Here is a 21,739-nt window from a genome sequence, read left to right as displayed (position 1 = left end):
AATATACTATTATCCCTTATAATAAAGGCAAGGGAGGAAGTTGTATATGCTTAAAGACTTAATGAATAAATATTATGATCAACTCTCAGAAAATGATTTGTATGTGATAAATTATGTTCTTAATCATATAGAAGAATGTAAAAAAATGAGTATTTTAGAATTGTCTGAGGCATGCACTATTTCCAAGTCTTCCATTCTAAGGATGACTCAAAAAATAGGTTTTAGTGGTTATAGTGAGTTTAAATATTTTTTGAAGAATGAGCCCAAATCCTTTGAGCCAAATTTAGATTTTTTTACTATGCAAATGAAAGAAATAGAAATGACAAGAAAACTATATAAAAATATTGATACAGAAGCAATATATAATCAGATTAGAAATGCAGATACGATATACGGCTTTGCAAGTGGATGGGGTCAAAGAAATGCTTTGGAAGAAATGGCTCGGCAATTTATTTCTAATAATAAGAAAATCTACATCATACCCGCAGAAACAGAATTTGATTTTCTTTTAGCCAAAATGAAGCCAACAGATCTAGTTATTGTTATATCTTTAAGTGGAGATGTTAAAAATATAGTAGGTCAACTAAGACAATTGGCTGTTAAATCAATTCCTACCCTATCTATTACTTCTTTCAACAATAACCATTTAGCAACTTTATCTACATATAATATTTATTATGAATCCTTTATGCTAGGGAAACATTATGAGATTGAACATCGATCCCTGTTGGGGTTATTTACTGTTATTGATTCGGTTTATAGAGGTTATTTAGACTATTCAGTTCGAAAAAATGAAAGCAAAGATTAAAGAGGTGAACATAAATGGTAAAAACAATTGTCGATAAATTAAATTTAAAAAAATATAAAAAAATGGCGATTCTAAATCAACCAAAAGAACTGAATTACTTTGGGGAATTGGAAGCATATGATACAGAGCTTCAAGATAAATATGATGCTATATTCGCCTTTGTGCTAGACATGGCTGCAATGCGAGAAACGATTGATAAGATTATGCAGTCGAATTCGCTAAACAAGAAGGGATACATCTTTTTGGCATATCCAAAGAAAGGAAATAAAGTCTACTCTACTTTTATTCATCGTGATGAATTGTTTAAGGGACTAGATACGGATTCAGATGGGTATGTGGGAACGAATACAATAAAATTTTCACGAATGGTTGGATTGGATGAAGTATTTACCGTGATAGGTTTAAAAGAAGAGGAAAAAAGGACAACAAAGGATGCTTCCTCCAAAGCGAGTCAGCGTGTCAATGATTATATAGAAAAAATTCAAGCTATCGAAGATGATTTAATAAATACACCCGAGCTATTAGCCTTTTACCAATCTCTTACACCAGGTTATCAAAAGGAATGGGCAAGATATGTCTATAGTGCAAAACAAGAAGAAACAAGAGAAAAAAGAAAAGCAGAAATGAAGATGATCCTTCAATCTGGTTATAAAAGCAGAGATACCTATCGAAAAGAGCAGGGATAATAGGTTTCAGCAGTTTTTTTATTATCAGTTTGACTAAATAAAAAGGCGTGTTTCTTTTGGGAAAGCGCCTTTTTAAAACCCTCTCTTCAAAAAGTGTGGCATGACTTTCAAAGGAAATTCATAGATTAATATATATCTTTTTTGAAGGAGAGGACTATATGCGTTTTGCTAGACTAGCTGATCGCTTTTGGGACGGTATAACTTTGACCAATGTCAATCATAAAGGAATTATATATCCTTATTTTGCTTTTATGATTACTGCATTTCTTTTTGAATTATTTCTTATAGTGTTAATAGGAGTATCTATTTATTACTTTTATCAATGGAAGTATTATCCTGATGTACTCTTTTATATTGGATGCTGCATCCTCTTCTTGCTGCTTATCTTGACAACCATATCGATAAAATCTATCTATCTAAAGATTAAATAGGAGGCAGTAGCAATTAAATAACTTCCTGCCTTTTACGTAAATAATAATATAAAATGATACAGCAAATGGAGCAAAGCAACGATAATAATGCGATAAATCCATAGCCTGCCTGTTGTCCAATGACACCATTGCTTGTATAAAACAAACGATTTATCCCATCAATTATGACTCCAATTAGCAGGTTCCCGAACACACTGGCAATTCCCATTAGAGTAACAGTAAAGGTTATGGCTGTACCCGTTCCTTTCGGATACCTTTTGGCAAGCAATGCCATTACAGTCGGGTAAATGGGGGCAATTCCTATTCCGGCGATAGCAAAAAGAATCGCACCTTTTTCGCCGATGATAATGCCAGCAAAACTGCAAATGCCGGAAAAGGCAGCAAAGATCATGATGGAGAGTGTATAGCCGATTTTATCTGTTAGTGGGCCAAGAATTAGCCGTGAAAGCATAAAGAAGAGAAAAAACATAGATAACATACCAGAAGCTGTTTCCACATTCCATGAATACGCTTTAATTAAAAAGTTTACTAACCAGCCTCCGACAGCCAATTCAGATACCACCCCAAAGGAAAGTATCATGACAATAAGCCATGCAACTGGATCGCGAAGTAAAAATCGATATGACACTGATTCGTCATCACTAGTTTCCTCTTCTGGAAATTTGCCGAAGATAGAAGGGATGATAGGGAGAATGGCTAAAAGCAGCACAATAAAATACATTCCTCGCCAGCTTAATTCTTCGCCTGCGATTGTCCATTTCATCATCCAAGAGGCAATAATAGGTGCAACCATTGAGCTTAGTCCATAGAAAAAATGAGCGAGATTCATCATAAATCCCGTATTCTTTGTGAAAATTCGTGCTGCCATTATCCCCAGTCCGATTTCAAGCATCCCATTTCCAATATATAAAAGGAAATAGGAGGAAGAAAGAGTGAAATATATTTCGGAGAAATAAAGACAAATACCTGAAAGAGCCATTGCGGCGAAAGCAACAATTCCAGTCCATTTGATGCCAATTTTATTGGCTAAAGCGGCAGTAAAGGTACAAGCAATTAAATAGCCAAGTGAATTGATAGCAAGCAAAATTCCTGTTTGTGACTCACTTAAAAGAAAATCTGCTTGAATGATAGGGATAGCGGGTCCTTTAACGTTCTCTGATAATCCGAAAATGAGGAACCCGCCAAAAATAATAGCAAGTAAAACAGAATAATTAATTTTAGAATGTTTCTTACTAAAAGCGTTCAAGCGATTCATAGGTATCCTTCCTTTAACTTCAAAAATGTAACTAATGAGTTATGAAGACTATTATTTATGATAGCGTGATTGGCGAGATGGAAGATTGCTATCTTCGTTTGAATGATTATTGGTGTCCACATGATTACTTTTTTTGTGAAGGATTTTTTTAATCCCTTTAAACAATAGAGTAATAACTAGATAGATCCCAAAGAAAAGAAGAAACCCGTTAATCCCGGCCACAGCATCTGCGAACTCCATATTTCCTCGTCCTGTAATTCCTTGCTGAATTTCAATGGCAAATACTAATACGAGAATAAGTGTAAATGTATAAATAAAAGAAATACTCTTGATACTCCAAGCGGCTAACCGTTTAAAAATAAATTGAACAATAAAGAATGCAATAATTCCAATAAGGCCGATAATCCATAAATGCAAATCTTTGTCTGTGGCTTGCCAACCAAGAATAGCAGCAGCATCCATAATAATATCATGAAGAATATTAACAATTTCCGCGATAATTTTAAAAAAATCTACCATTGTGTCCCTCCCCTTTAATGTTTCCTTTCATTAGATTATACTGGACGATGGAAAATAATAAAACAGCAATTAATTATTCTATTATTAGCAAATGCGCTTCTAGTTAAAAAATGATAAGATAGGAGAAAAGATGTTCATTAAGACGAACGTATATAGAAATTATACTTTGAAGGGGCAATGTCTATGCTGCTTTGGAATCGTAATAGGCAAATAAAATCATGGGGACAAATTACGTTAGTAACAATCTCTATATTATTTACTACTTATCAATTTGTTATAAAGCACGAACCATTTTTCAATATTGATTTTTTCCTGTTTACGGTATTAGCATGGATTGTTGGCTGGAGGTATGATCTGTCCAAATACTATGAGAAGAAGGCTAAGGATAGTGAAGAAAGCTATCGACTCCTAATGGATTCATTACCTGAATCCATATTTATTCACTCCTTAAGGGAAAAGAAGTTAGTCTATGTCAATCATGCTGCTGTTAGAATGATGGGAGCATCTAGCGGCCAAGAGTTAATTAATCGATCATTTGGAGAGTTTGTCACAGCAGACTATATGGAACGGTGGAAAATGCGGCTGAATATTGCCTTAGAGAAAAAGAAACCGCTCTCTCCTATTGAATATAAAATGAAACGTGTTGCTGGAAATGATTTTTTCTATGAGGCCTCCTGTTTAGCGATAAAGTTAAATGGTGAAGATGTGATATTATCGATTGGAAAAGATATAACAGCTAGTAAAGAGCAAACGATGCATTTGCTCCAAAAGTCAGAAAAATTAGCGATTTTGGGAGAGATGTCTGCAGGAATTGCCCATGAAATTAGAAATCCATTAACCTCGATTAAAGGCTTTATTCAGCTAGCGAAGGCAGAAAATCCCCAAAATAAATATTTTGAAATTGTATTGTCAGAGATAGAAAGAATTAATGGGATTGTCGGCGAGTTGCTTTTTCTCGCTAAACCTACGGCGGATGTTTTTTTAGTTAAAGATATTCGTAATATTATTAAAGACGTTGTTACATTAATACATACTCAATTAAGCTTACATAATATTCAGATCAAAGAAGTATACGAATGGGACATTCCAATGATTTTATGTGAGGAAAAACGCCTAAAACAAGTATTTATAAACTTACTACAAAATGCTATAGAAGCTATGCCAAAGGGTGGATATATTTCTATTAAGGGTACGTCTCTCCAGGATGGCAATATATCGATAGAAATTATGGATCAGGGAGTAGGCATTCCGGACGAGAGATTAGGAACACTTGGTGAACCATTTTTTACAACGAAGGAAAAAGGGACAGGTCTTGGTTTAATGACCTGTTTCAAAATCATTGAAAGTCATAATGGCAATTTGAGCTTCCAAAGCGAGTTAAACAAAGGAACAAAGGCAACCATAATCTTTCCAGCCGCTACACAAGATACATTACTTGGTACAGTTTCCAAAGCATAATAGAAGCAGATGTAAACCTCCACTAAAATAGCGGAGGTTTATTTGGATAAAGGAAATAAGTTTGGCGTAAAAGGTAATAAACTTTAGATGGTAAAGATTCCAGTCGAGTTTTTTCCAAACACTCCATGTTATAATGACTTCAAACTAGCAAAAGGATGGTGGATGTAGTGATTAATAACTTTGATGAAGTAGTAAATCGGCGAAATACCTATTCGATTAAATGGGATGGTGGAAAAATTATTAAGGAGATGGGACTTACAGAGCGGTATGATGAAGAGACAATCCCCTTATTTACAGCAGATATGGATTTGCCCGTACCACAAGCATTAGTAGATGCATTACATAAAACGGTAGATAATCGCATATACGGCTATTCTATTTTTCCAGATGAGTACTATGAAGCAATTCAGCTTTGGTTTAAAAAAAGACATAATTGGGAGATAGACAGAGAATCTATTGTCTACAGTCCGGGAACAGTTCATGCAATTAATATGGCTGTGCGTGCTTTTACAGAAGCTGGAGATGGTGTAATCATTCAACGTCCAGTTTATCCGCCATTTACTTCGGCAATTGAAGGAAATGGCAGAGTGGTTCGGAATAATGCATTACTTCAAGACGAAGCAGGGTATTATACCATCGATTTTGCTGATTTTGAAGAGAAGGCAAAGGAAGAATCAACGAAGCTGTTTATTCTTTGTAATCCCCATAATCCAACTGGTCGCATTTTTACAGTAGAAGAACTAACTCGTTTAAATGAGATTTGTGTAAAACATAATGTGTTAATTATTGCAGATGAAATTCATGGGGATTTAATTAGACGTACACAGAAATTCACTCCAATTGCGATGGTAGCAGATAATCAGGATCATTTGATTACATGTACGGCAATTAATAAAACATTTAACGTGGCAGGACTTCACTGCACGAATTTAATCATTCCAAATGTGAAGCTGCGCAATGCATTTAATAAAGAAATGGGGCACCAATTGGCATCTCCTTTTACAATATCTGCGCTTATTGCGGTTTATAAGGAAGGAGAAGAATGGCTGGAGGAATTAAAGGAATATATTGACGGAACCATGGAATGGGTAAAGGCTTACATTGATGAAAATATGCCAAAAGTGAAAGTAACAATCCCAGAAGGAACCTATATCATGTGGATGGATTTCAGCGGATATGGAATAACGCCAGAAGAAGTGCATGAGCGTATTTATCATAAAGCCAATGTTTTACTAGAAGATGGCAGTATGTTTGGAGAAGAAGGAATTAATCATCAACGAATTTGTATTCCTTCCCCAAGACCGATAATAAAAGAAGCCATAGAAAGAATTGCAAGAGAGTTCGCAGATTTAAAATAAAGAGCGTAGCTTTTTTTCGAGGGTCTGATTATACTGATACTTTTAACAGGAATGAACTGGAAACAAATATACTTGTTTAGAAAAAGTATCTTTAATGATCAGCTCCTTTTCTTTTTGTGTGCTTTGATTAAAAGAATAGTTAACTATCCTAGTGTATAAACAGGGCATCAGCCGGAATTTATAGAGAAAGATTATGTTTTTTTACCATAAAAAGATTTTTTATAAAAGATGACGTATTCTTTACCAATAGCCTAAGGATAATATATAATAGAGAGGAAGGAAGTCCCTTTTTGGTGGACTTGCTATTATTTTTTACTAAATTGAAAGGATGATTTTTATTGTTATTCAACAGGCAGTACAAACCGAATTAATTAAAAAGTATTGGGAAATGTATGAAAGTAAGAAAGAGAGGACATATATCGTAAAGCCCTCGATGCCAATTATGTATTTTGGTAATAGTAAGAAATATTTTGAATCCCCTATCCGCATCATTACTGTAGGTCTAAATCCGTCTAGACGTGATTTCCCTGACCCTGACCCTTTCCAAAGGTTTCAATCGATGAAACGAGACCATCACTATCAATTCAATCAACAGTATATTACTGCACTTGACCAGTATTTTGAAAAAGACCCATATAAAGCATGGTATGAGCCTTCTTTTGAACCGTTATTGAATGGAATGAATGCAAGCTTTTATGGTAACAAAGAAAATACGGCATTGCATACAGATATTTGCTCACCGCTTGCTACTAATCCTACTTGGGATAGTTTAAGCAAAGAAGCAAAGAAAGATCTTCAAGCAGAAGGCGTGAAATTATGGCATGAGCTTATTGAATACTTACAGCCTGATGTAATCCTTATTTCAGTTGCAGGAGAACATCTATCAAAAATTCAGTTGGAAACAGAAAGTGATTGGGAGACTGTTTATACGGTTCCTAATTCCCGTTATTTAATTAATAGTAAGAAATTAAAATTAGCGGCTAAAACAGCTGATGTTTACTATGGCAGATCGGCAGAAATTCCATTTGGGCAAGTTTCACCGGAGAATAAGGTGAAACTTGGTGAATATATTAAGGCGATTACGGAGAAAAAAGATCAGCCTATTGATTTTAAAGCCTTTCACCATGCTATTTTAGAATCCGAACAACGAGATAATGAACTTTTTGGCTGGAACCAAGAAGCAAACTAATAAAAAGGGAATCAGGCTATCTGATTCCCTTTTTTATTTGAATGATAAGCGGTGATGCCTTTACAACGCCTCGCTAATGATCTTTTTATAATAAATAACGGAGAGAATTCCAAAGATGGAATACAGTACTGCATATAGCCCCATTACAATGAACATTGGTGCCCATAATTCCGATCCAAAGAAGAACCAGCCAGATTTGACAGCAAAATAACTATGAAGCAGGCCGATAAGTAATGGAATTCCAAAGTTAAATAGTTGTTTTGATTTAATCCCGTTTACTAAATCATTCTGTGTATAGCCTAGCTTACGGAGGATGGTATAGTTATACTTTTCTTCTTCTCCTTCGTCCATCTGTTTAAAGTAAAGGATACACCCTGATGTGATAAGGAAAGTTAGCCCAAGAAAACCGACAATAAACATCGCTAATCCCATAAATTCCTTTTGAGACTGGCTTGTCTCATAACGTGATAAAGTTTTCTGACTTTCAAAAGTTAGTTTTTGATAAATTTTATCAGCGTCTATAATATCTTGATCCTTATTAATATTAATCGCAATATAAAGAGTAGAAGGAGATTGAAGACTTTTATCCCTATTCTTTTCTACTAAATCAAAGACAGAAGAGTCGACAATTACGGTCATTAGTCCGCCGCTAGAAAAGTTAAAAGGAAGAATGTTCATTTCCTTCATTCCTAAATAACTTAATGGGATGGATTGGCCTTTTAACTCCATGGTAATCGAGCCTGTAGATTTTAATTGGATAAATTTTTCTAAGGTAGAACTATATCCATCAAAAAGTACTTCTTCTTTAGATAGATGAACATCATCTACATAGTCTTCACTAATAACCGGCAATTGCATCTCGCTGGTATCTTGTGCGAATCCCTCGGGAATATTAGCCAAGACTCCCTTAATATCAAAGATAGTCTGAATAACAGGAATTCTGTTTTCCTTATAAGCAATTTTTTGCTCTTTCAGTCGGCTTGTAAAAGCTTCTGCATCTTGGACATTGTCAAAGGTGAAATCGGCTGGAACATTTTGTTCTGCATTTTTTTCAGCAGAATAGTAAGATATATAGCTTAAACAAAGAAAGCCTAGTGCCAGCGCAGAAACGGTTGTTATAATTGTTAATAAAATAGCATTTGATTTCATCCGAAACATAATACTAGACAGGGAAAGTACTTGATTAATATTAATGTAGCCATTCTTACTTTTACGAATAAGGTTAAACAAAAAGCTGACAGATCCTTTATAAAATAGATATGTTCCGATTATAACTAGAGCGAGAATAGAAATCATAGCGAAAAACAATTCATTCATGGATTGAAAGTTGCCATTAAAAAGCTGGGACGAGATGTAGTAGCCGCTTATGATAAAAATAATTCCTGTAGCACCGATAATCATTTCCCATACAGACATTTTCTTTACTCGTGCTTCTGTTGAAGATGTAACCCGGAATAAGGAAAGAATCGTTTGGCCTTTAATGAAAATATAGTTCATTAACATAATGAGAACATATATGGCGCAAAAGACAATGACTGTTTGGACGAGAGCTTCTGGCGAAAAGTGAAGTTTCGCAATGCCTTGGACTCCGGTTACTTTGAATAGAATCATGATGGTTATTTTAGAAAAAGAAACGCCAATAAAAATACCGATAACAATAGATAGAAAATATAAAATGAAATTTTCCAGTGTTAATAAACGGAAAATTCTGCTTTTAGTCATTCCAATTAATTGGAAAAGTCCAATTTCTTTTCCGCGCCGCTTAATAAAAATCGTATTGGCATAGAGTAGAAAAATCGCAACAATTGCTATTAAAAGAATAGAGGCCGCTTTAATCGCAGCGCCACCTTTGACTGAATTTTCTACCACGTCCATCGATGGGTCATATTGTAAGGTTACAAAGGAAAAATAGAGGGACACGCTGAATACTAAGGCAAAAATATAAAGATAATAGTATTTTATATTTTTTTTGAGATTTCGAATAACAAGATTACTTACGGTCATTTTGCACACCACCCAAAATTCCCTGTGTTTTGATAATATCTTGGAAAAAGCGCTGTCTATCCTGGTCTCCTTTATAAAGCTGTGTATAAATTTGGCCATCTTTAATAAAAACAACTCGATTACAATAGCTTGCAGCGACTGGGTCATGGGTTACCATAAGGATGGTTGCACTTCTTGTTTGGTTTAAATGACTCAATTTATTTAATAAATCTGAGGCAGACTTAGAATCAAGAGCCCCGGTTGGTTCATCTGCGAATATAATACTTGGTTCATGGATGAAAGCTCTGGCTGCAGAAGTTCTTTGCTTTTGACCACCTGAAATTTCATTTGGATACTTATCTTTTATTTCGTAAATACCTAATTCTTTCGCTAAAGTATCAAAACGTTGATGAGCCTCTTTTTTGGGCGTTTTTGTAATCGATAATGGTAAAAGAATATTTTCTTTAACGGTTAAAGTATCGAGTAAATTATAATCTTGAAAGATAAATCCTAAGTGATTTTTTCGGAACTCTGCTAACTGCTTTTCTTTGAGACGGGTAATTTCCTTCTCTACGATTCGAATAGTTCCTCCGCTGGCTTGATCGATAGAAGAAAGAACGTTCAACAAGGTTGTTTTCCCTGAGCCAGAGGCACCCATAATACTGACAAATTCGCCTTTTTGGACGTTCAAATTTACGCCCTTCAGCACTTCTTGACGATTTGCTTTATTGCCATAACTTTTATGGACCTTTGAAGCAACTAAGATATCCATACTCCACACTCCTTTACATGATATATTAAGTATACAAAAAGTATTTTATCCATTCCCTCGATTTGACGAACAATTAAAAGAAGCATGTGACATTTTTGTCACGATGCCTCGCAGTCACTATGTTTAGTTATGAATTTGATTAAATTCATTGTTCTTCGGAAAAGTAAGGGTGAAGGTGGTACCTCTATTTAATTTAGAATGGACAGCAATATTGATTTTGAGTACATCTGCGATTTTTTTAGATAAATATAATCCCATTCCAGTAGCATAATTATTTTGGTGCTTGGAGGTGGAAGTAAAGCCTTTTGCAAAGATTCTTGGCAAGTCTTGCGGGCTTATTCCTATTCCATTATCGGTTATTTCTAAACAGTTATATCCGTCATTCTCATAGCTTCTTATGATAATATCTGATTCATTACTATATTTAACGGCATTACTCAATAGCTGCCTAATAATAAACGAAAGCCATTTTCCATCGGTTAATATCATCTTTTTCTGTAGTTCAATATCAAAACCGATTCCTTTTTGCATGCACCATGACTGTAATGTTTTTATTTCTTCGAAAAGAATCATTTCGATATCAACATTCTCTATGTAGAGATCATTTTGAATAAATGAAAAACGTTTTTGGTACAGTTGTTGATCTAAGAGATGGTGAATTCTTAACCATTCGAATGTCAAGGATGTCTTCATTTCCTGATTTTCAATAGCATCTATTAGTAAACGTAATGCTGTTAATGGTGTTTTTACTTCATGAATCCAAGAAAGCAATTCATCCTTTTCTAGTTCAAGCTGCTGAAGATTTTGATATCTTTCTATCTTTAATATGCTAGTTTGGGTTGTAAAGCTATCCGCAATTATTTTTTCAAAAGGTGTTTTTGCTGACGCTAAGGTTGTAAGATCTAAATCATCTTCTCGAGCAGAAAGGCTTTTATAAAACGTAGTCTCTTTCTGATAGCGGATAAAGCAGAAAATCACAAACAAGAGGATGCTAATAAAGCAAATATATATCATTGAATAAAAGGAAATTGTCTCATCAATAATGGACATAAATAATTGAAACAGCTGTAAAAAAAGAATAAAGAGAATCCAGCTTCTTTTTTCTACTAGAAATTTTCTGATCATAACGTGTCCTCTTCAATAGCCATGTAGCCTTGTCCAACTTTAGTTTCTATATTGCTTCCGAGAGAAAGTTCATCAAGTTTTTTTCGCAAACGATTTACGTTTACGGTTAGTGTATTGTCACTAACGAAGCGTTTATCGTTCCATAGTTCATTGATAAGATCATCTCTCGATACGATTTTATTTTTTTTGTCTAATAATATTTTTAAAATGAACATTTCATTTTTCGTTAACTCGATTTCCCCATTGACGGAGGTAACTGTATTTTTCTCAAAATCAATGGTGGCACCACACCAAGTTTTCAGAGAGGACTGCTCGATGTTGTAATTATAAACTCTTCGTAAGGTAGCCTGAATCTTTGCAATTAAGACGTCAAAGTGAAATGGCTTTTGGACAAAGTCATCGGCTCCCAGCTGCATCGACATCACCATGTCAGTTGGATGATCTCGAGAAGATAGGAAAATAATTGGGATATTGGAGTGGCTTCTAATCAATCGGCACCAATGAAACCCATCATATTTAGGAAGTTGGATATCGATAATGACTAAATCAGGTTTCTTTTCCGTAAATTCTTGCATTACATTATTAAAATCATGAATCCCAATCGCTTCGTAGGACCATTGCTCTAAACGTTCCTTTATTGCCTGAAATAACGTTTGATCATCTTCGATTAAAAGTATTTTAAACATGGAAATCACCACATATGAATAGGTTTTTATTCGCTTCTATTTGTGAATAATAAGAAGAGAACTACGGTCATTATAACATCTTAATTCCTAACAAAGGAGGGATGTGGAAGCGAAAATTAAAAAATCGCTAATATATGGAAGAGGTATGCTATTATAGTAAAGTGATTTTGACAGATTGGAGTGCAGCATCAGTGATTAAACAAGTAGAATCTTTAGAAGATATTATTCCCATTGTACCAATTATTAAAGCAGCAATACCAGCAGATCTTTCGATAGCCATTTGTGATAAAGAAAAATTTATCGCTTATTTTCCTGGAGAGATAATTAATTTACATATCAAAACAAATCAGCCCTTACAGTCTGATGAACCGCTGAGAGAGGCAATTCAGCTTAAGAAAACCTTAAAGCAGGAAGTACCGGCAGATTTTTATGGTTTTGAATTTATTGGCACTGCTTCCCCAATATTAAATAAAAAGGGAGAAGTAATTGGTGGAATAGCTGTTCAATTAAAAAGACAAACAGAGATACGGAATATTGTCGATCAAATAACAAAATCGTTAACACAATCGCAAAAGCATATTGATCATATTGCAGATGGGTCTCATTCTTTAGTAGATTTCTCAAAGATTCTTTTAGAACAATCAAGTGTTGCCGAAGAAAATATTAGGAAAACGAATGAAGTAGTATCTATCATAAAAAAAGTTGCAGATCAAACGAATCTATTAGGATTGAATGCTGCCATTGAAGCAGCGAGAGCAGGCGAGAAAGGAAGAGGCTTTGAAGTAGTAGCGAATGAAATTCGAAAATTCTCTAAAGAAACTGTCAGCTTTACACAGACAATTTCACAAACAATGGAACAAATAAAACAGACAACTCAGTCCATCAATGAATCGATTGGAAAAATTGCAGCTATCGGGGAAAAACAAGCAGATTCCATTGAACATACATCCGTCTTTATGGAAGAAATTTTAGAGATGGCAAAAAAGTTAAATGACTATTCTAATAAGCTATAGAATTAGTCTTTTTTAAGCGGCTTTTAGCAATTAATTATTCAATCACTAAGCCGGAAACTTTATCCATTAAAAAAATTTAGTTTTCATTTTCGAAAAAATCCGTTATAATCCATTATGTTGTCAAATAATCAATCGATAAATACACTCGTATAATAGCAGGAATATGGCCTGCAAGTTTCTACCAGATGACCGTTAATCATCTGACTACGGGTAAGCGTATAAAATGGAGATATACTGATCTATGCATAAATAGGGCAGTCTATTTTTGCTTTTAAAAGCACAGCCGCTTACTCTATGAGTAAGCGGCTGTGCTTTTTTTGTATTATTTAAGGATTAGTTAGAGCATTTATTGCTATTAGCTATCCTCCAAAAAAGGAGAGAGTCTAGTTAATGGAGTTATTGAAGAAGAAAATTGAAAAAGAAGGTATTGTGTTAAGTGATCATGTTTTGAAAGTAGATTCATTCATTAATCACCAAATGGACCCTCAGCTGATGAAGGAAATTGGCTTGGAGTTTGCTAGATTGTTTAAAGATGCTGGGATTACTAGAATCTTAACAATAGAGTCATCGGGTATCGCACCAGCTATAATGGCAGGTCTAGCATTAGATGTTCCGGTTATTTTTGCAAGAAAAAGAAAATCCCTTACTTTAACAAGCGATTTATATACAGCAACAGTTTATTCATTTACAAAACAAGAGTCAAATGAAATTACAGTTTCTAAAAAGTATATGCATTCAGATGACCATGTTCTTGTAATTGATGACTTTTTAGCAAATGGACAGGCTGCTTTAGGCTTAGCGAATATTGTCGAGCAGGCTGGTGCAACTGTTAGTGGAATTGGCATATTAATCGAAAAGTCATTCCAGCAAGGAGCAGATGATTTAATCGCAAAAGGCTATCGAGTAGAATCTCTAGCAAGAATTGCCTCTTTAAAGGGTGGAAAAGTAACATTTGCTGAACAGCGAATACATGATGGCATTTATGCAGGAGGATATTAAAATGGAAAAAATGTCAGTAAAAACATGGTCTGTAGGTCTGCAGCATGTACTAGCAATGTACGCTGGTGCTGTGCTAGTACCTTTAATAGTTGGTGGAGCATTAAAATTAACACCTGAACAGTTAACTTATCTTATATCGATTGATTTATTAACATGTGGTGTTGCAACATTGCTCCAGGTTTGGAAAAATAAATTTTTTGGAATTGGCCTTCCTGTTATGCTTGGCTGTACATTTACTGCAGTTGGTCCAATGATTGCGATTGGAAGTAAGCATGGAATAACGGCCATTTATGGTGCAATTATTGTTTCTGGTATTATTGTTGTTCTTATCTCTTCCATCTTTAGCAAGCTTGTGAAATTTTTTCCTCCGGTCGTAACTGGTTCTGTCGTTACAATTATTGGTCTTACTTTAATTCCTGTAGCATTTAATGATATGGCAGGAGGAGAAGGAAGCGCAGATTTTGGAAACATAAAGAACTTGGTACTTGCTTTTGGTGTATTAGCTATCATCATTTTACTTAATAGATTTACAACTGGATTTATCAAAACCATTTCTATTTTACTAGGAATTATCATTGGAACTGTTATGGCAGCTTTTATGGGAATGGTTCATTTTTCAGAAGTGGGGGAGGCAAAATGGATTCATGGTATTACTCCGTTTTATTTTGGGACTCCAACCTTTGATCTCACTTCCATTATCACGATGACTCTTGTTGCTATTGTGAGTTTAATTGAATCAACAGGTGTTTATTTAGCATTAGGAGATATTACTAATAAAAAGGTTTCGGAAAAAGATTTAGCACAAGGATATCGAGCGGAAGGAATTGCTTCTGTAATTGGCGGGATTTTCAACTCCTTCCCATACACGGCTTATTCCCAAAATGTAGGTTTAGTTCAATTAACAGGTGTAAAAACAAAGAATGTCATTTATGCAGCAGGAACCATTTTAGTTATTTTAGGCTTTATTCCTAAGATTGCAGCTATTACAACATTGATTCCAACAGCTGTCCTTGGAGGAGCTTCACTTGCAATGTTTGGGATGGTTGTGTCCTATGGTATTAAAATGCTAGGACAGGTCGATTTTAATCAGCAAGGAAACTTGCTCATTCTTGCTTGCTCGATTGGAATGGGGCTTGGTGTAACTGTTGTTCCAGAAATCTTTATGAAATTTCCAGAAAGCATCCGCATCCTCTTCCAAAGCGGTATTGTGGCAGGTGGGCTAACTGCGATTATCTTAAATATATTATTTAACATAATTCCCGGGTCTCGTGCCAAAACAGTACAAATGGAAGAAAAGACAGCAGCCTAAATAGCGGCGCTAAAACAAATAAATAAGACTTTCCAGAGAAAACGGGAAGTCTTATTTTGTTTAATCAAAAAGGCAAAAGTAATCCAATATAAGAATAAATCGAGAGAAATTACACTTTCTTTTTTATAAAAATTATTCCGATAAATTTAATTGCATTTAAGTTTTTTATTATATTGATATATATATGTCGATGATTATAGAAATAGGTTAAGAGAATATTCTGAGTGGATTGAAGTCGATGGTAAAGGAGCTTTAGTGTAATAAGAATAATTTATTATTCCGCATGTAAAAGCAATTAAACTCTATTATACCTTGGGGAAGTAACGAGCAATATGGAAAAAACTAATCGGAAAGATTAATAGGGATTTATATCAAGTGAATGTTTTATAAGAATAATTTATTTTATAACGAAGCATATATGCAAATAAAAAAATACAAAAACATAGTTGACAATTTATTTATCTAGTTTTATAGTTGTTATCAAATCTTACAAAATTACATAAAACATTTTTCTTATCCAGAGAGACGGAGGGACAGGCCCGAAGAAGTCTCGGCAGCGGATTTATATTAAACACCGTGCCAATTCCTGCAAATGCTAATTGTGCATTTGAAAGATGAGAAAAAGTAGTTTCTTTGTCTTATAAAGGCCCTGCTTTTTCTTTCTGGAAAGAAGAAGCAGGGCCTTTTTGCATTCACTAAAAGCCTGTTTCTTCTTGACAAGATACGTATGTTTTTAACCTAGTATAGGAGTTGAAGGGCAAATGATTGAATTTCAAAAGGTAGCCAAGACCTTTAAGCTTGGCAGTCGCGAAGTAAACGCAGTAAAGGATGTTTCTATCTCGATTGCACAAGGAGAAATTTTTGGGATTATTGGTTTTAGTGGTGCTGGAAAAAGTACTTTATTACGACTTGTGAATTTATTAGAAACACCAACAAACGGAAATATCCAAGTGCAAGGAGTAGATGTAGCCTCCCTATCACCAAAAGAGATTCGCAAGCTTCGCCGAAGAATCGGCATGATTTTTCAAAACTTTAATCTCTTTACATCTAGAACGGTAGCTGGCAATATAGCCTACCCATTAAAGCTAGCTGGTGTATCGAAAAAGGAAATAAAAGAAAGGGTGGCAGAGCTCTTGCAATTTGTCGGTTTATCCGATAAAGCAGACGACTATCCTGAACAGTTGTCAGGAGGACAGAAGCAGCGGGTTGGGATTGCACGTGCTCTTGCTACTTCTCCAGATATATTGATTTGTGATGAAGCAACTTCGGCCCTTGACCCAGATACAACAGGTGAAATACTACGTCTATTAAAAAAAGTAAATAAGGATTTAGGCATTACGATTTTATTAATTACACATGAGATGCATGTTATTCAAGAAATATGTGACCGAGTGGCTGTGATGGAAAATGGTGAAGTAATCGAGAATGGTTCTGTCTTTGAAGTATTCACAAATCCCCAACACTCGACTACTCAACGTTTTATTCAGTCTGTCCAGCAGGATCGTCCATCTGCTTCTTTATTGGCTGAATGGAGGAATAAGGGCGGCGATAAGTTATATAGAGTAATTTTTAAAGGAGAAATCGCTAGTGATCCAGTTCTTTCAAAGGTCACAAGAAAATTTAATGTCGATGTAAACATTGTTTATGGATCTGTGCGGGAATTGCAAGAGAAGTTTTATGGGAATCTTCTTGTTTCCTTTGAAGGCAGCAAGGAAAATATTAAAGAGGTTCTGCATGAATTAGAAGCATTAGTAACAGTTGAGGAGGTGCTTGTTTAATGAAGGTTGATTGGAGTACTTTTTGGCCGCGCATTGTGGAATCTACTGGAGAAACTATATTAATGGTTATTACCACTCTTATCTTAGGATCTATATTGGGCATTACGATTGGGTTACTTCTCTTTGTGACAAGGAAGGGAAATATTTTGGAAAATAAATTAGTTTTCCGTTTGCTCAATATCCTAATTAATATTATCCGCCCTATTCCCTTTATTATTTTCTTAGTGGCAATCAGCCCGTTAACAAGAGCAGTTGTGGGTACAACGATTGGGACTTGGGCAGCGATATTTCCTATGACTATTGCAGCCTCATTTGGAATTGCGAGAGTAGTAGAAAATAATTTAGTCAGTATTGATCCAGGAGTTATTGAAGCTGCTAAAGCGATGGGAGCAAGCCCTTTGCAAATCATTTTTACTGTATTAATTCCGGAAGCATTAGGACCACTGATTCTAGGATTAACCTTTGTAACGATCAGCTTAATCGATTTTTCTGCGATGGCTGGTACCGTTGGCGGAGGCGGACTGGGACATGTGGCGATGACATATGGCTACCAGCGTTTTGATGGCAGTGTTATGCTTGTTACCGTCATTATACTGATTATACTTGTACAAATTGCTCAATGGATTGGAAATACATTATCACGAAAAATAATGAGACGTTAAGACAGAACTTTAACGATGGGATATTTATCGCTTTATAAAGTTAAAATTATACAAAAATTACTAATTAAGGAGATGGAGAGATGAAAAAATATTTTGCAATTTTACTATTATTAACAACTATTTGGGCACTAGCTGCCTGCACGTCAGATAGTGCATCAAGTAAAGATAAAACAGTGAAGGTGAAAATAGGGGTGACGGGATCCGATGGAGAAGTCTGGCCGACTTTGAAGAAGAAGGCGAAAGCAGAAGGAATTGAAATCGAGTTAGTCGAGTTTTCAGACTATACTTTACCAAACCAAGCTTTAGAGAATGGCGATATTGATATTAATTCCTTCCAGCATATTGCTTTTCTAAGTCAGTTTAATGAAGAAAACAAAACAGATTTAACGCCCATAGGAACAACAGTGATTGCTCCTATGGGAATCTATTCAGAAAAAGTGAAAGATGTAAGTGAGATAAAAGAGGGGGACAAAATTGCTATTCCAGACGATCCATCTAATCAAGCGCGTGCTTTAAAATTACTTGAATCTGCTGGATTAATTACATTAGCTGATGATTTTGGATTATTTGGTGATCCATCTAAGATTGTAGAAAATCCAAAGAAGCTTGATATCTTGCCAGTTGTAGCTCAACAAACACCAAGAGTCTTACCAGATGTTGCAGCATCTGTTATCAATAATGGTGTCGCTGGTCAAGCAGGCTTTGATCCTGTAAAAGATCCCATTTATTTAGAAGATGCAGAGGATAAAAACGTATTACCATATGTAAATATCTTTGCGGCTCGTACAAAGGATGCGAATAACGAAACCTATCAGAAAATTGTTGAACTTTATCATGAAGAAGAAGTGGTGAAAGCGGTAGAAGCAGATACAAACGGTGGTTCGATTGTAGTGGACATTGCAAAAGATGAGTTGGCAAAACAATTTAAAGGACTTTAAGGAGGAGAAAAAATGAGTAATACATTATCTAGTCTTGATTTAATTAATGAATCCATTCAAACAAATAAGGAGCTTTATATTGAAACGAGTCAATTAATTCATGCAAATCCTGAGATTGGCAATCAAGAATTTTTTGCAAGCAAAAAGCATGTAGATATTCTAACAAATGCGGGATTTAAAGTGGAAATTGCCGTTGCTGGACATGAAACATCTTTTTATGCAGTAAAAGACAGTGGGATATCTGGCCCCACCATTACCTTTCTTGCTGAATATGATGCCCTTCCTGGTCTAGGGCATGCTTGTGGTCACAATATTATTGGAACAACAAGTGTTGCAGCGGGTATTGCCTTATCTCAAGTGCTGTCTGAAACTGGTGGGAAAGTAGTTGTTCTTGGCACACCTGCAGAAGAAGGAGGTCCGAATGGGAGTGCAAAAGGAAGCTTTGTGAAACATGGCTATTTAAAGGATGTTGATGTCGCTTTAATGATTCATCCTTCTGGACAAACATCGTTGACTAGTGAAACACTTGCTGTTGATCCTTTAGACTTTCATTTTTACGGAAAAGCAGCACATGCATCCGGATCACCTGAAAAAGGGATAAACGCTCTTGATGCCGTTATCCAATTATTCGTCGGCATCAATGCACTTAGACAACAGCTGCCTGATGATATCAGAATCCATGGGATTATAACAAACGGGGGAGATGCACCGAATATCATACCAGAATATGCATCAGCGCGATTCTATATACGTGCCGAAACATGGAAAAAAACAGAAGAGGTTGCAGCAAAAGTTCGTGCGATCGCTGAAGGAGCTGCTCTTGCCACTGGTGCGACTGTTAAAGTGGAAAGATTTCAAAATGAAGTGAAGGATTTTGTATTAAACCCAATTTTAGATGGAATCTTAAAAGAAGAATTAGAGGCAGTTGGAGAAACAGTTGTAACGGAAAGATCTCGGGGAAAAGGATCAACAGACGCTGGAAATATTAGCTATGAAGTTCCAACTGCTCATCCTCATATTAAAATAGGGCCAGACGACTTAATTGCCCATACGAACGAATTTCGAGAAGCCGCAAAATCAGCAACAGGAGATGCCGCCCTTGTTAAAGGAGCACAAGTCCTCGCAAAAACAGGCTATCGTTTGCTTTCAGATAGTGTGCTTTTAAATCGTGTGAATAAAGCATTTGAAGCAGCGAAAAAAGAAAAAGTAAACTCCATTTAAAATAGTTATTTTTGTTACTGGAAAGTTCAATAGCATACAGAAATGCAGAAGGCAATTTCAGAGGAGAATTTCCTGGAATTGCTTTTTATATTGCTATTTACCTAGATAAGTATTTGCAATGATATGAATTAAATATATTTAGATAATATTTAGAAAGATTTAAATTTTATTAATTTAACTTATTCTTCAATTAAAGGATGACATTGACCTAAATATAAGGTAACATCTAAAACTGTATATCGTTTTTAATGTATTAACAATGTTTTTTGAAGTTATATTAACTATATTGAGATAGTTTATATAAAGAGGAAAGGGTTGTTATTGCTTCTTATTTAGGAGGAATTTTCTATGTCGATTTTAGTTGGGATATTAGGTATCATTGTGACGATAGCTATTGCCTTTTTACTATCAAATGATAAAAAAAGGATTAATTTCAGAGCTATTCTCGTATTATTTGTGCTTGAATTTATTGTAGCACTAATAATGTTTAAAACTACAGTAGGACTAAAAATAGTAGAAGCTACATCTAACGGTGTCTCTAAAGTCCTTAACTATGGGTATGAAGGGGTAAATTTTGTTACTGGCGGATTAGTTCCAGAAGGCGGAAGTGTTTTTTTTATTAATGTTCTTATGATCATTATTTTTACTTCTACTTTATTATCTTTATTAACGCATATCAAAGTATTGCCTCTAGCAATTAAATATATTGGTGGAGCTTTGGCTAAGATTACTGGTTTATCAAAGGTAGTAACATTTAACAGCATTAACTCAATCTTTTTTGGTCAATCGGAAGCACTTCTTGCGATTAAAGGCCATTTAGATACGATAAATGCAAATAAATTATTTATTGTATGTACTTCTGCGATGGGGTCTGTTTCTGCATCTATTATGGGAGCCTATATGGAGATGATTCCTCCCCAATATGTACTAGCTGCAATGATTTTAAATGCATTATCTGCACTGATTATAGCGACACTTCTTGCACCAATTTCAAAAGATGAAGATGAGAGCATCAATGTAAAAGATGTCTCCAATACGAATTCTGTTTTTGGAGCAATCTCTGCAGGAGCTTTAGATGGTGGTCGTGTTGCTTTAATTGTTGCTGCAATGTTAGTTGCTTATGTTGGTTTACTGGCTCTAATTGACGGTTTCTTTACAAGTATTTTCGGCATCGGTTTTACTGGGATATTGGGTTATATTTTTGCACCGATTGCTTGGATAATGGGGATACCAGGAAGCGAAATTGTAACGGCTGGTTCTGTAATGGGTACGAAATTAGCTGCAAATGAATTTGTAGCAATGCTGCAATTACAGCCATTACTTGGAGAACTTTCAAACAAAACAGTAGGGATTGTGTCTACTTTCCTTGTATCTTTTGCAAATTTCTCTAGTATTGGAATTATTGCTGGATCGATTCAAGCAATTAATGCTAAAAAAGCAGATATTGTTGCGAAGTTCGGGTTGAAAATGTTATTAGCGGCGACACTTGCATCTATATTAACGGCTACAATCGTAGGATTATTTCTATAATAATGAAAAAGGGACTAAA

At 35.1% G+C, this 21,739-nt stretch carries 20 protein-coding genes and 2 riboswitches; of the genes, 14 read left to right on the top strand and 6 right to left on the bottom strand.

Annotated features, from left to right (window positions below; genetic code table 11):
* Positions 1–46 precede the first annotated feature (46 nt).
* From C2I06_RS14395 to C2I06_RS14385, 3 genes are all read left to right on the top strand, one after another.
* Positions 47–808 carry a MurR/RpiR family transcriptional regulator gene (locus C2I06_RS14395; protein WP_123258281.1) on the top strand — a complete coding sequence of 254 codons (762 nt, stop codon included), beginning with the start codon at positions 47–49 and terminating at the stop codon, positions 806–808.
* Positions 809–822: 14 nt separating this feature from the next.
* Positions 823–1,494, top strand: a complete 672-nt coding sequence (locus tag C2I06_RS14390; RefSeq protein ID WP_123258280.1) for a YdeI/OmpD-associated family protein — start codon at positions 823–825, stop codon at positions 1,492–1,494.
* Between the two features lie 158 nt (positions 1,495–1,652).
* A complete protein-coding gene (locus tag C2I06_RS14385) occupies positions 1,653–1,925 on the top strand; it encodes a hypothetical protein (protein WP_095329881.1) in 273 nt (90 codons plus the stop codon).
* Between the two features lie 13 nt (positions 1,926–1,938).
* Here C2I06_RS14385 and C2I06_RS14380 read toward each other — a convergent pair whose 3' ends face one another.
* Entirely contained in the window at positions 1,939–3,180 is a 1,242-nt protein-coding gene (locus C2I06_RS14380; protein ID WP_123258279.1) for an MFS transporter, read from the bottom strand.
* 51 nt (positions 3,181–3,231) lie between these two features.
* Positions 3,232–3,699, bottom strand: coding sequence for a hypothetical protein (locus tag C2I06_RS14375; protein ID WP_123258278.1), 468 nt, complete (start codon positions 3,697–3,699; stop codon positions 3,232–3,234).
* A gap of 183 nt (positions 3,700–3,882) precedes the next feature.
* Here C2I06_RS14375 and C2I06_RS14370 point away from each other — a divergent pair, with 183 nt between their 5' ends.
* The 3 genes from C2I06_RS14370 to C2I06_RS14360 all read left to right on the top strand — a co-directional run bounded on the left by C2I06_RS14370 (position 3,883) and on the right by C2I06_RS14360 (position 7,704).
* Entirely contained in the window at positions 3,883–5,157 is a 1,275-nt protein-coding gene (locus C2I06_RS14370) for an ATP-binding protein (RefSeq protein ID WP_123258277.1), read from the top strand.
* Positions 5,158–5,324: 167 nt separating this feature from the next.
* Entirely contained in the window at positions 5,325–6,515 is a 1,191-nt protein-coding gene (locus C2I06_RS14365) for a MalY/PatB family protein (RefSeq protein WP_095329885.1), read from the top strand.
* 328 nt (positions 6,516–6,843) lie between these two features.
* The gene (locus C2I06_RS14360) at positions 6,844–7,704 is read left to right on the top strand and encodes a hypothetical protein (RefSeq protein WP_123258276.1); all 861 of its coding nucleotides are present in this window, start codon (positions 6,844–6,846) and stop codon (positions 7,702–7,704) included.
* 60 nt (positions 7,705–7,764) lie between these two features.
* Here the strand turns inward: C2I06_RS14360 and C2I06_RS14355 are convergent, their stop codons facing one another.
* The 4 genes from C2I06_RS14355 to C2I06_RS14340 all read right to left on the bottom strand — a co-directional run bounded on the left by C2I06_RS14355 (position 7,765) and on the right by C2I06_RS14340 (position 12,270).
* On the bottom strand, positions 7,765–9,708 hold the full coding sequence (locus tag C2I06_RS14355) for an ABC transporter permease (RefSeq protein WP_095329887.1): 1,944 nt from the start codon (positions 9,706–9,708) through the stop codon (positions 7,765–7,767).
* The gene (locus C2I06_RS14350; protein WP_095329888.1) at positions 9,695–10,459 is read right to left on the bottom strand and encodes an ABC transporter ATP-binding protein; all 765 of its coding nucleotides are present in this window, start codon (positions 10,457–10,459) and stop codon (positions 9,695–9,697) included. Before C2I06_RS14350 ends, C2I06_RS14355 begins: the two co-directional genes overlap by 14 nt.
* Before the next feature lie 123 nt (positions 10,460–10,582).
* Positions 10,583–11,584 (bottom strand): sensor histidine kinase, encoded by a 1,002-nt coding sequence (locus tag C2I06_RS14345; protein ID WP_123258275.1) that lies wholly within the window; start codon positions 11,582–11,584, stop codon positions 10,583–10,585.
* A complete protein-coding gene (locus tag C2I06_RS14340; protein WP_123258274.1) occupies positions 11,581–12,270 on the bottom strand; it encodes a response regulator transcription factor in 690 nt (229 codons plus the stop codon). The genes C2I06_RS14345 and C2I06_RS14340 overlap by 4 nt, the downstream gene beginning before the upstream one ends.
* Before the next feature lie 191 nt (positions 12,271–12,461).
* Between C2I06_RS14340 and C2I06_RS14335 the strand changes: the two genes are divergently transcribed.
* From C2I06_RS14335 to C2I06_RS14300, 8 genes are all read left to right on the top strand, one after another.
* Positions 12,462–13,283, top strand: a complete 822-nt coding sequence (locus C2I06_RS14335; protein ID WP_095329893.1) for a methyl-accepting chemotaxis protein — start codon at positions 12,462–12,464, stop codon at positions 13,281–13,283.
* 125 nt (positions 13,284–13,408) lie between these two features.
* Positions 13,409–13,510: riboswitch (purine riboswitch) on the top strand.
* Positions 13,511–13,673: 163 nt separating this feature from the next.
* Positions 13,674–14,282, top strand: coding sequence for a xanthine phosphoribosyltransferase (locus tag C2I06_RS14330; RefSeq protein WP_095329891.1), 609 nt, complete (start codon positions 13,674–13,676; stop codon positions 14,280–14,282).
* Between the two features lies 1 nt (position 14,283).
* Positions 14,284–15,591 (top strand): nucleobase:cation symporter-2 family protein, encoded by a 1,308-nt coding sequence (locus tag C2I06_RS14325; RefSeq protein WP_095329892.1) that lies wholly within the window; start codon positions 14,284–14,286, stop codon positions 15,589–15,591.
* A gap of 510 nt (positions 15,592–16,101) precedes the next feature.
* Positions 16,102–16,212: riboswitch (SAM riboswitch) on the top strand.
* 140 nt (positions 16,213–16,352) lie between these two features.
* The gene (locus C2I06_RS14320) at positions 16,353–17,369 is read left to right on the top strand and encodes a methionine ABC transporter ATP-binding protein (protein ID WP_123258273.1); all 1,017 of its coding nucleotides are present in this window, start codon (positions 16,353–16,355) and stop codon (positions 17,367–17,369) included.
* A complete protein-coding gene (locus C2I06_RS14315; protein ID WP_047943633.1) occupies positions 17,369–18,031 on the top strand; it encodes a methionine ABC transporter permease in 663 nt (220 codons plus the stop codon). The genes C2I06_RS14320 and C2I06_RS14315 overlap by 1 nt, the downstream gene beginning before the upstream one ends.
* 80 nt (positions 18,032–18,111) lie before the next feature.
* Entirely contained in the window at positions 18,112–18,969 is an 858-nt protein-coding gene (locus C2I06_RS14310) for a MetQ/NlpA family ABC transporter substrate-binding protein (protein WP_095329895.1), read from the top strand.
* Positions 18,970–18,981: 12 nt separating this feature from the next.
* Complete coding sequence (locus C2I06_RS14305; RefSeq protein WP_123258272.1) at positions 18,982–20,190, top strand: M20 family metallopeptidase; 1,209 nt, start codon at positions 18,982–18,984, stop codon at positions 20,188–20,190.
* Positions 20,191–20,538: 348 nt separating this feature from the next.
* A complete protein-coding gene (locus C2I06_RS14300) occupies positions 20,539–21,720 on the top strand; it encodes a NupC/NupG family nucleoside CNT transporter (RefSeq protein WP_095329897.1) in 1,182 nt (393 codons plus the stop codon).
* The last annotated feature ends 19 nt before the right edge of the window (positions 21,721–21,739 follow it).

Source organism: Niallia circulans (genome assembly GCF_003726095.1).
Lineage (GTDB): Bacteria > Bacillota > Bacilli > Bacillales > Cytobacillaceae > Niallia > Niallia circulans_A.
Note: the sequence above shows the minus strand (reverse complement) of the source record. Positions and strands in the feature narration are given on the sequence as shown.

Bases quoted from the DNA above. Each gene is read 5' to 3' on its own strand.
- C2I06_RS14390 (WP_123258280.1), top strand. From the start codon at position 823: ATGGTAAAAACAATTGTCGATAAATTAAATTTAAAAAAATATAAAAAA.
- C2I06_RS14350 (WP_095329888.1), bottom strand. From the start codon at position 10,459: ATGGATATCTTAGTTGCTTCAAAGGTCCATAAAAGTTATGGCAATAAA.
- C2I06_RS14380 (WP_123258279.1), bottom strand. From the start codon at position 3,180: ATGAATCGCTTGAACGCTTTTAGTAAGAAACATTCTAAAATTAATTAT.
- C2I06_RS14325 (WP_095329892.1), top strand. From the start codon at position 14,284: ATGGAAAAAATGTCAGTAAAAACATGGTCTGTAGGTCTGCAGCATGTA.
- C2I06_RS14375 (WP_123258278.1), bottom strand. From the start codon at position 3,699: ATGGTAGATTTTTTTAAAATTATCGCGGAAATTGTTAATATTCTTCAT.
- C2I06_RS14360 (WP_123258276.1), top strand. From the start codon at position 6,844: ATGATTTTTATTGTTATTCAACAGGCAGTACAAACCGAATTAATTAAA.
- C2I06_RS14310 (WP_095329895.1), top strand. From the start codon at position 18,112: ATGAAAAAATATTTTGCAATTTTACTATTATTAACAACTATTTGGGCA.
- C2I06_RS14330 (WP_095329891.1), top strand. From the start codon at position 13,674: ATGGAGTTATTGAAGAAGAAAATTGAAAAAGAAGGTATTGTGTTAAGT.
- C2I06_RS14315 (WP_047943633.1), top strand. From the start codon at position 17,369: ATGAAGGTTGATTGGAGTACTTTTTGGCCGCGCATTGTGGAATCTACT.
- C2I06_RS14370 (WP_123258277.1), top strand. From the start codon at position 3,883: ATGCTGCTTTGGAATCGTAATAGGCAAATAAAATCATGGGGACAAATT.
- C2I06_RS14320 (WP_123258273.1), top strand. From the start codon at position 16,353: ATGATTGAATTTCAAAAGGTAGCCAAGACCTTTAAGCTTGGCAGTCGC.
- C2I06_RS14355 (WP_095329887.1), bottom strand. From the start codon at position 9,708: ATGACCGTAAGTAATCTTGTTATTCGAAATCTCAAAAAAAATATAAAA.
- C2I06_RS14385 (WP_095329881.1), top strand. From the start codon at position 1,653: ATGCGTTTTGCTAGACTAGCTGATCGCTTTTGGGACGGTATAACTTTG.
- C2I06_RS14395 (WP_123258281.1), top strand. From the start codon at position 47: ATGCTTAAAGACTTAATGAATAAATATTATGATCAACTCTCAGAAAAT.
- C2I06_RS14305 (WP_123258272.1), top strand. From the start codon at position 18,982: ATGAGTAATACATTATCTAGTCTTGATTTAATTAATGAATCCATTCAA.
- C2I06_RS14345 (WP_123258275.1), bottom strand. From the start codon at position 11,584: ATGATCAGAAAATTTCTAGTAGAAAAAAGAAGCTGGATTCTCTTTATT.
- C2I06_RS14340 (WP_123258274.1), bottom strand. From the start codon at position 12,270: ATGTTTAAAATACTTTTAATCGAAGATGATCAAACGTTATTTCAGGCA.
- C2I06_RS14300 (WP_095329897.1), top strand. From the start codon at position 20,539: ATGTCGATTTTAGTTGGGATATTAGGTATCATTGTGACGATAGCTATT.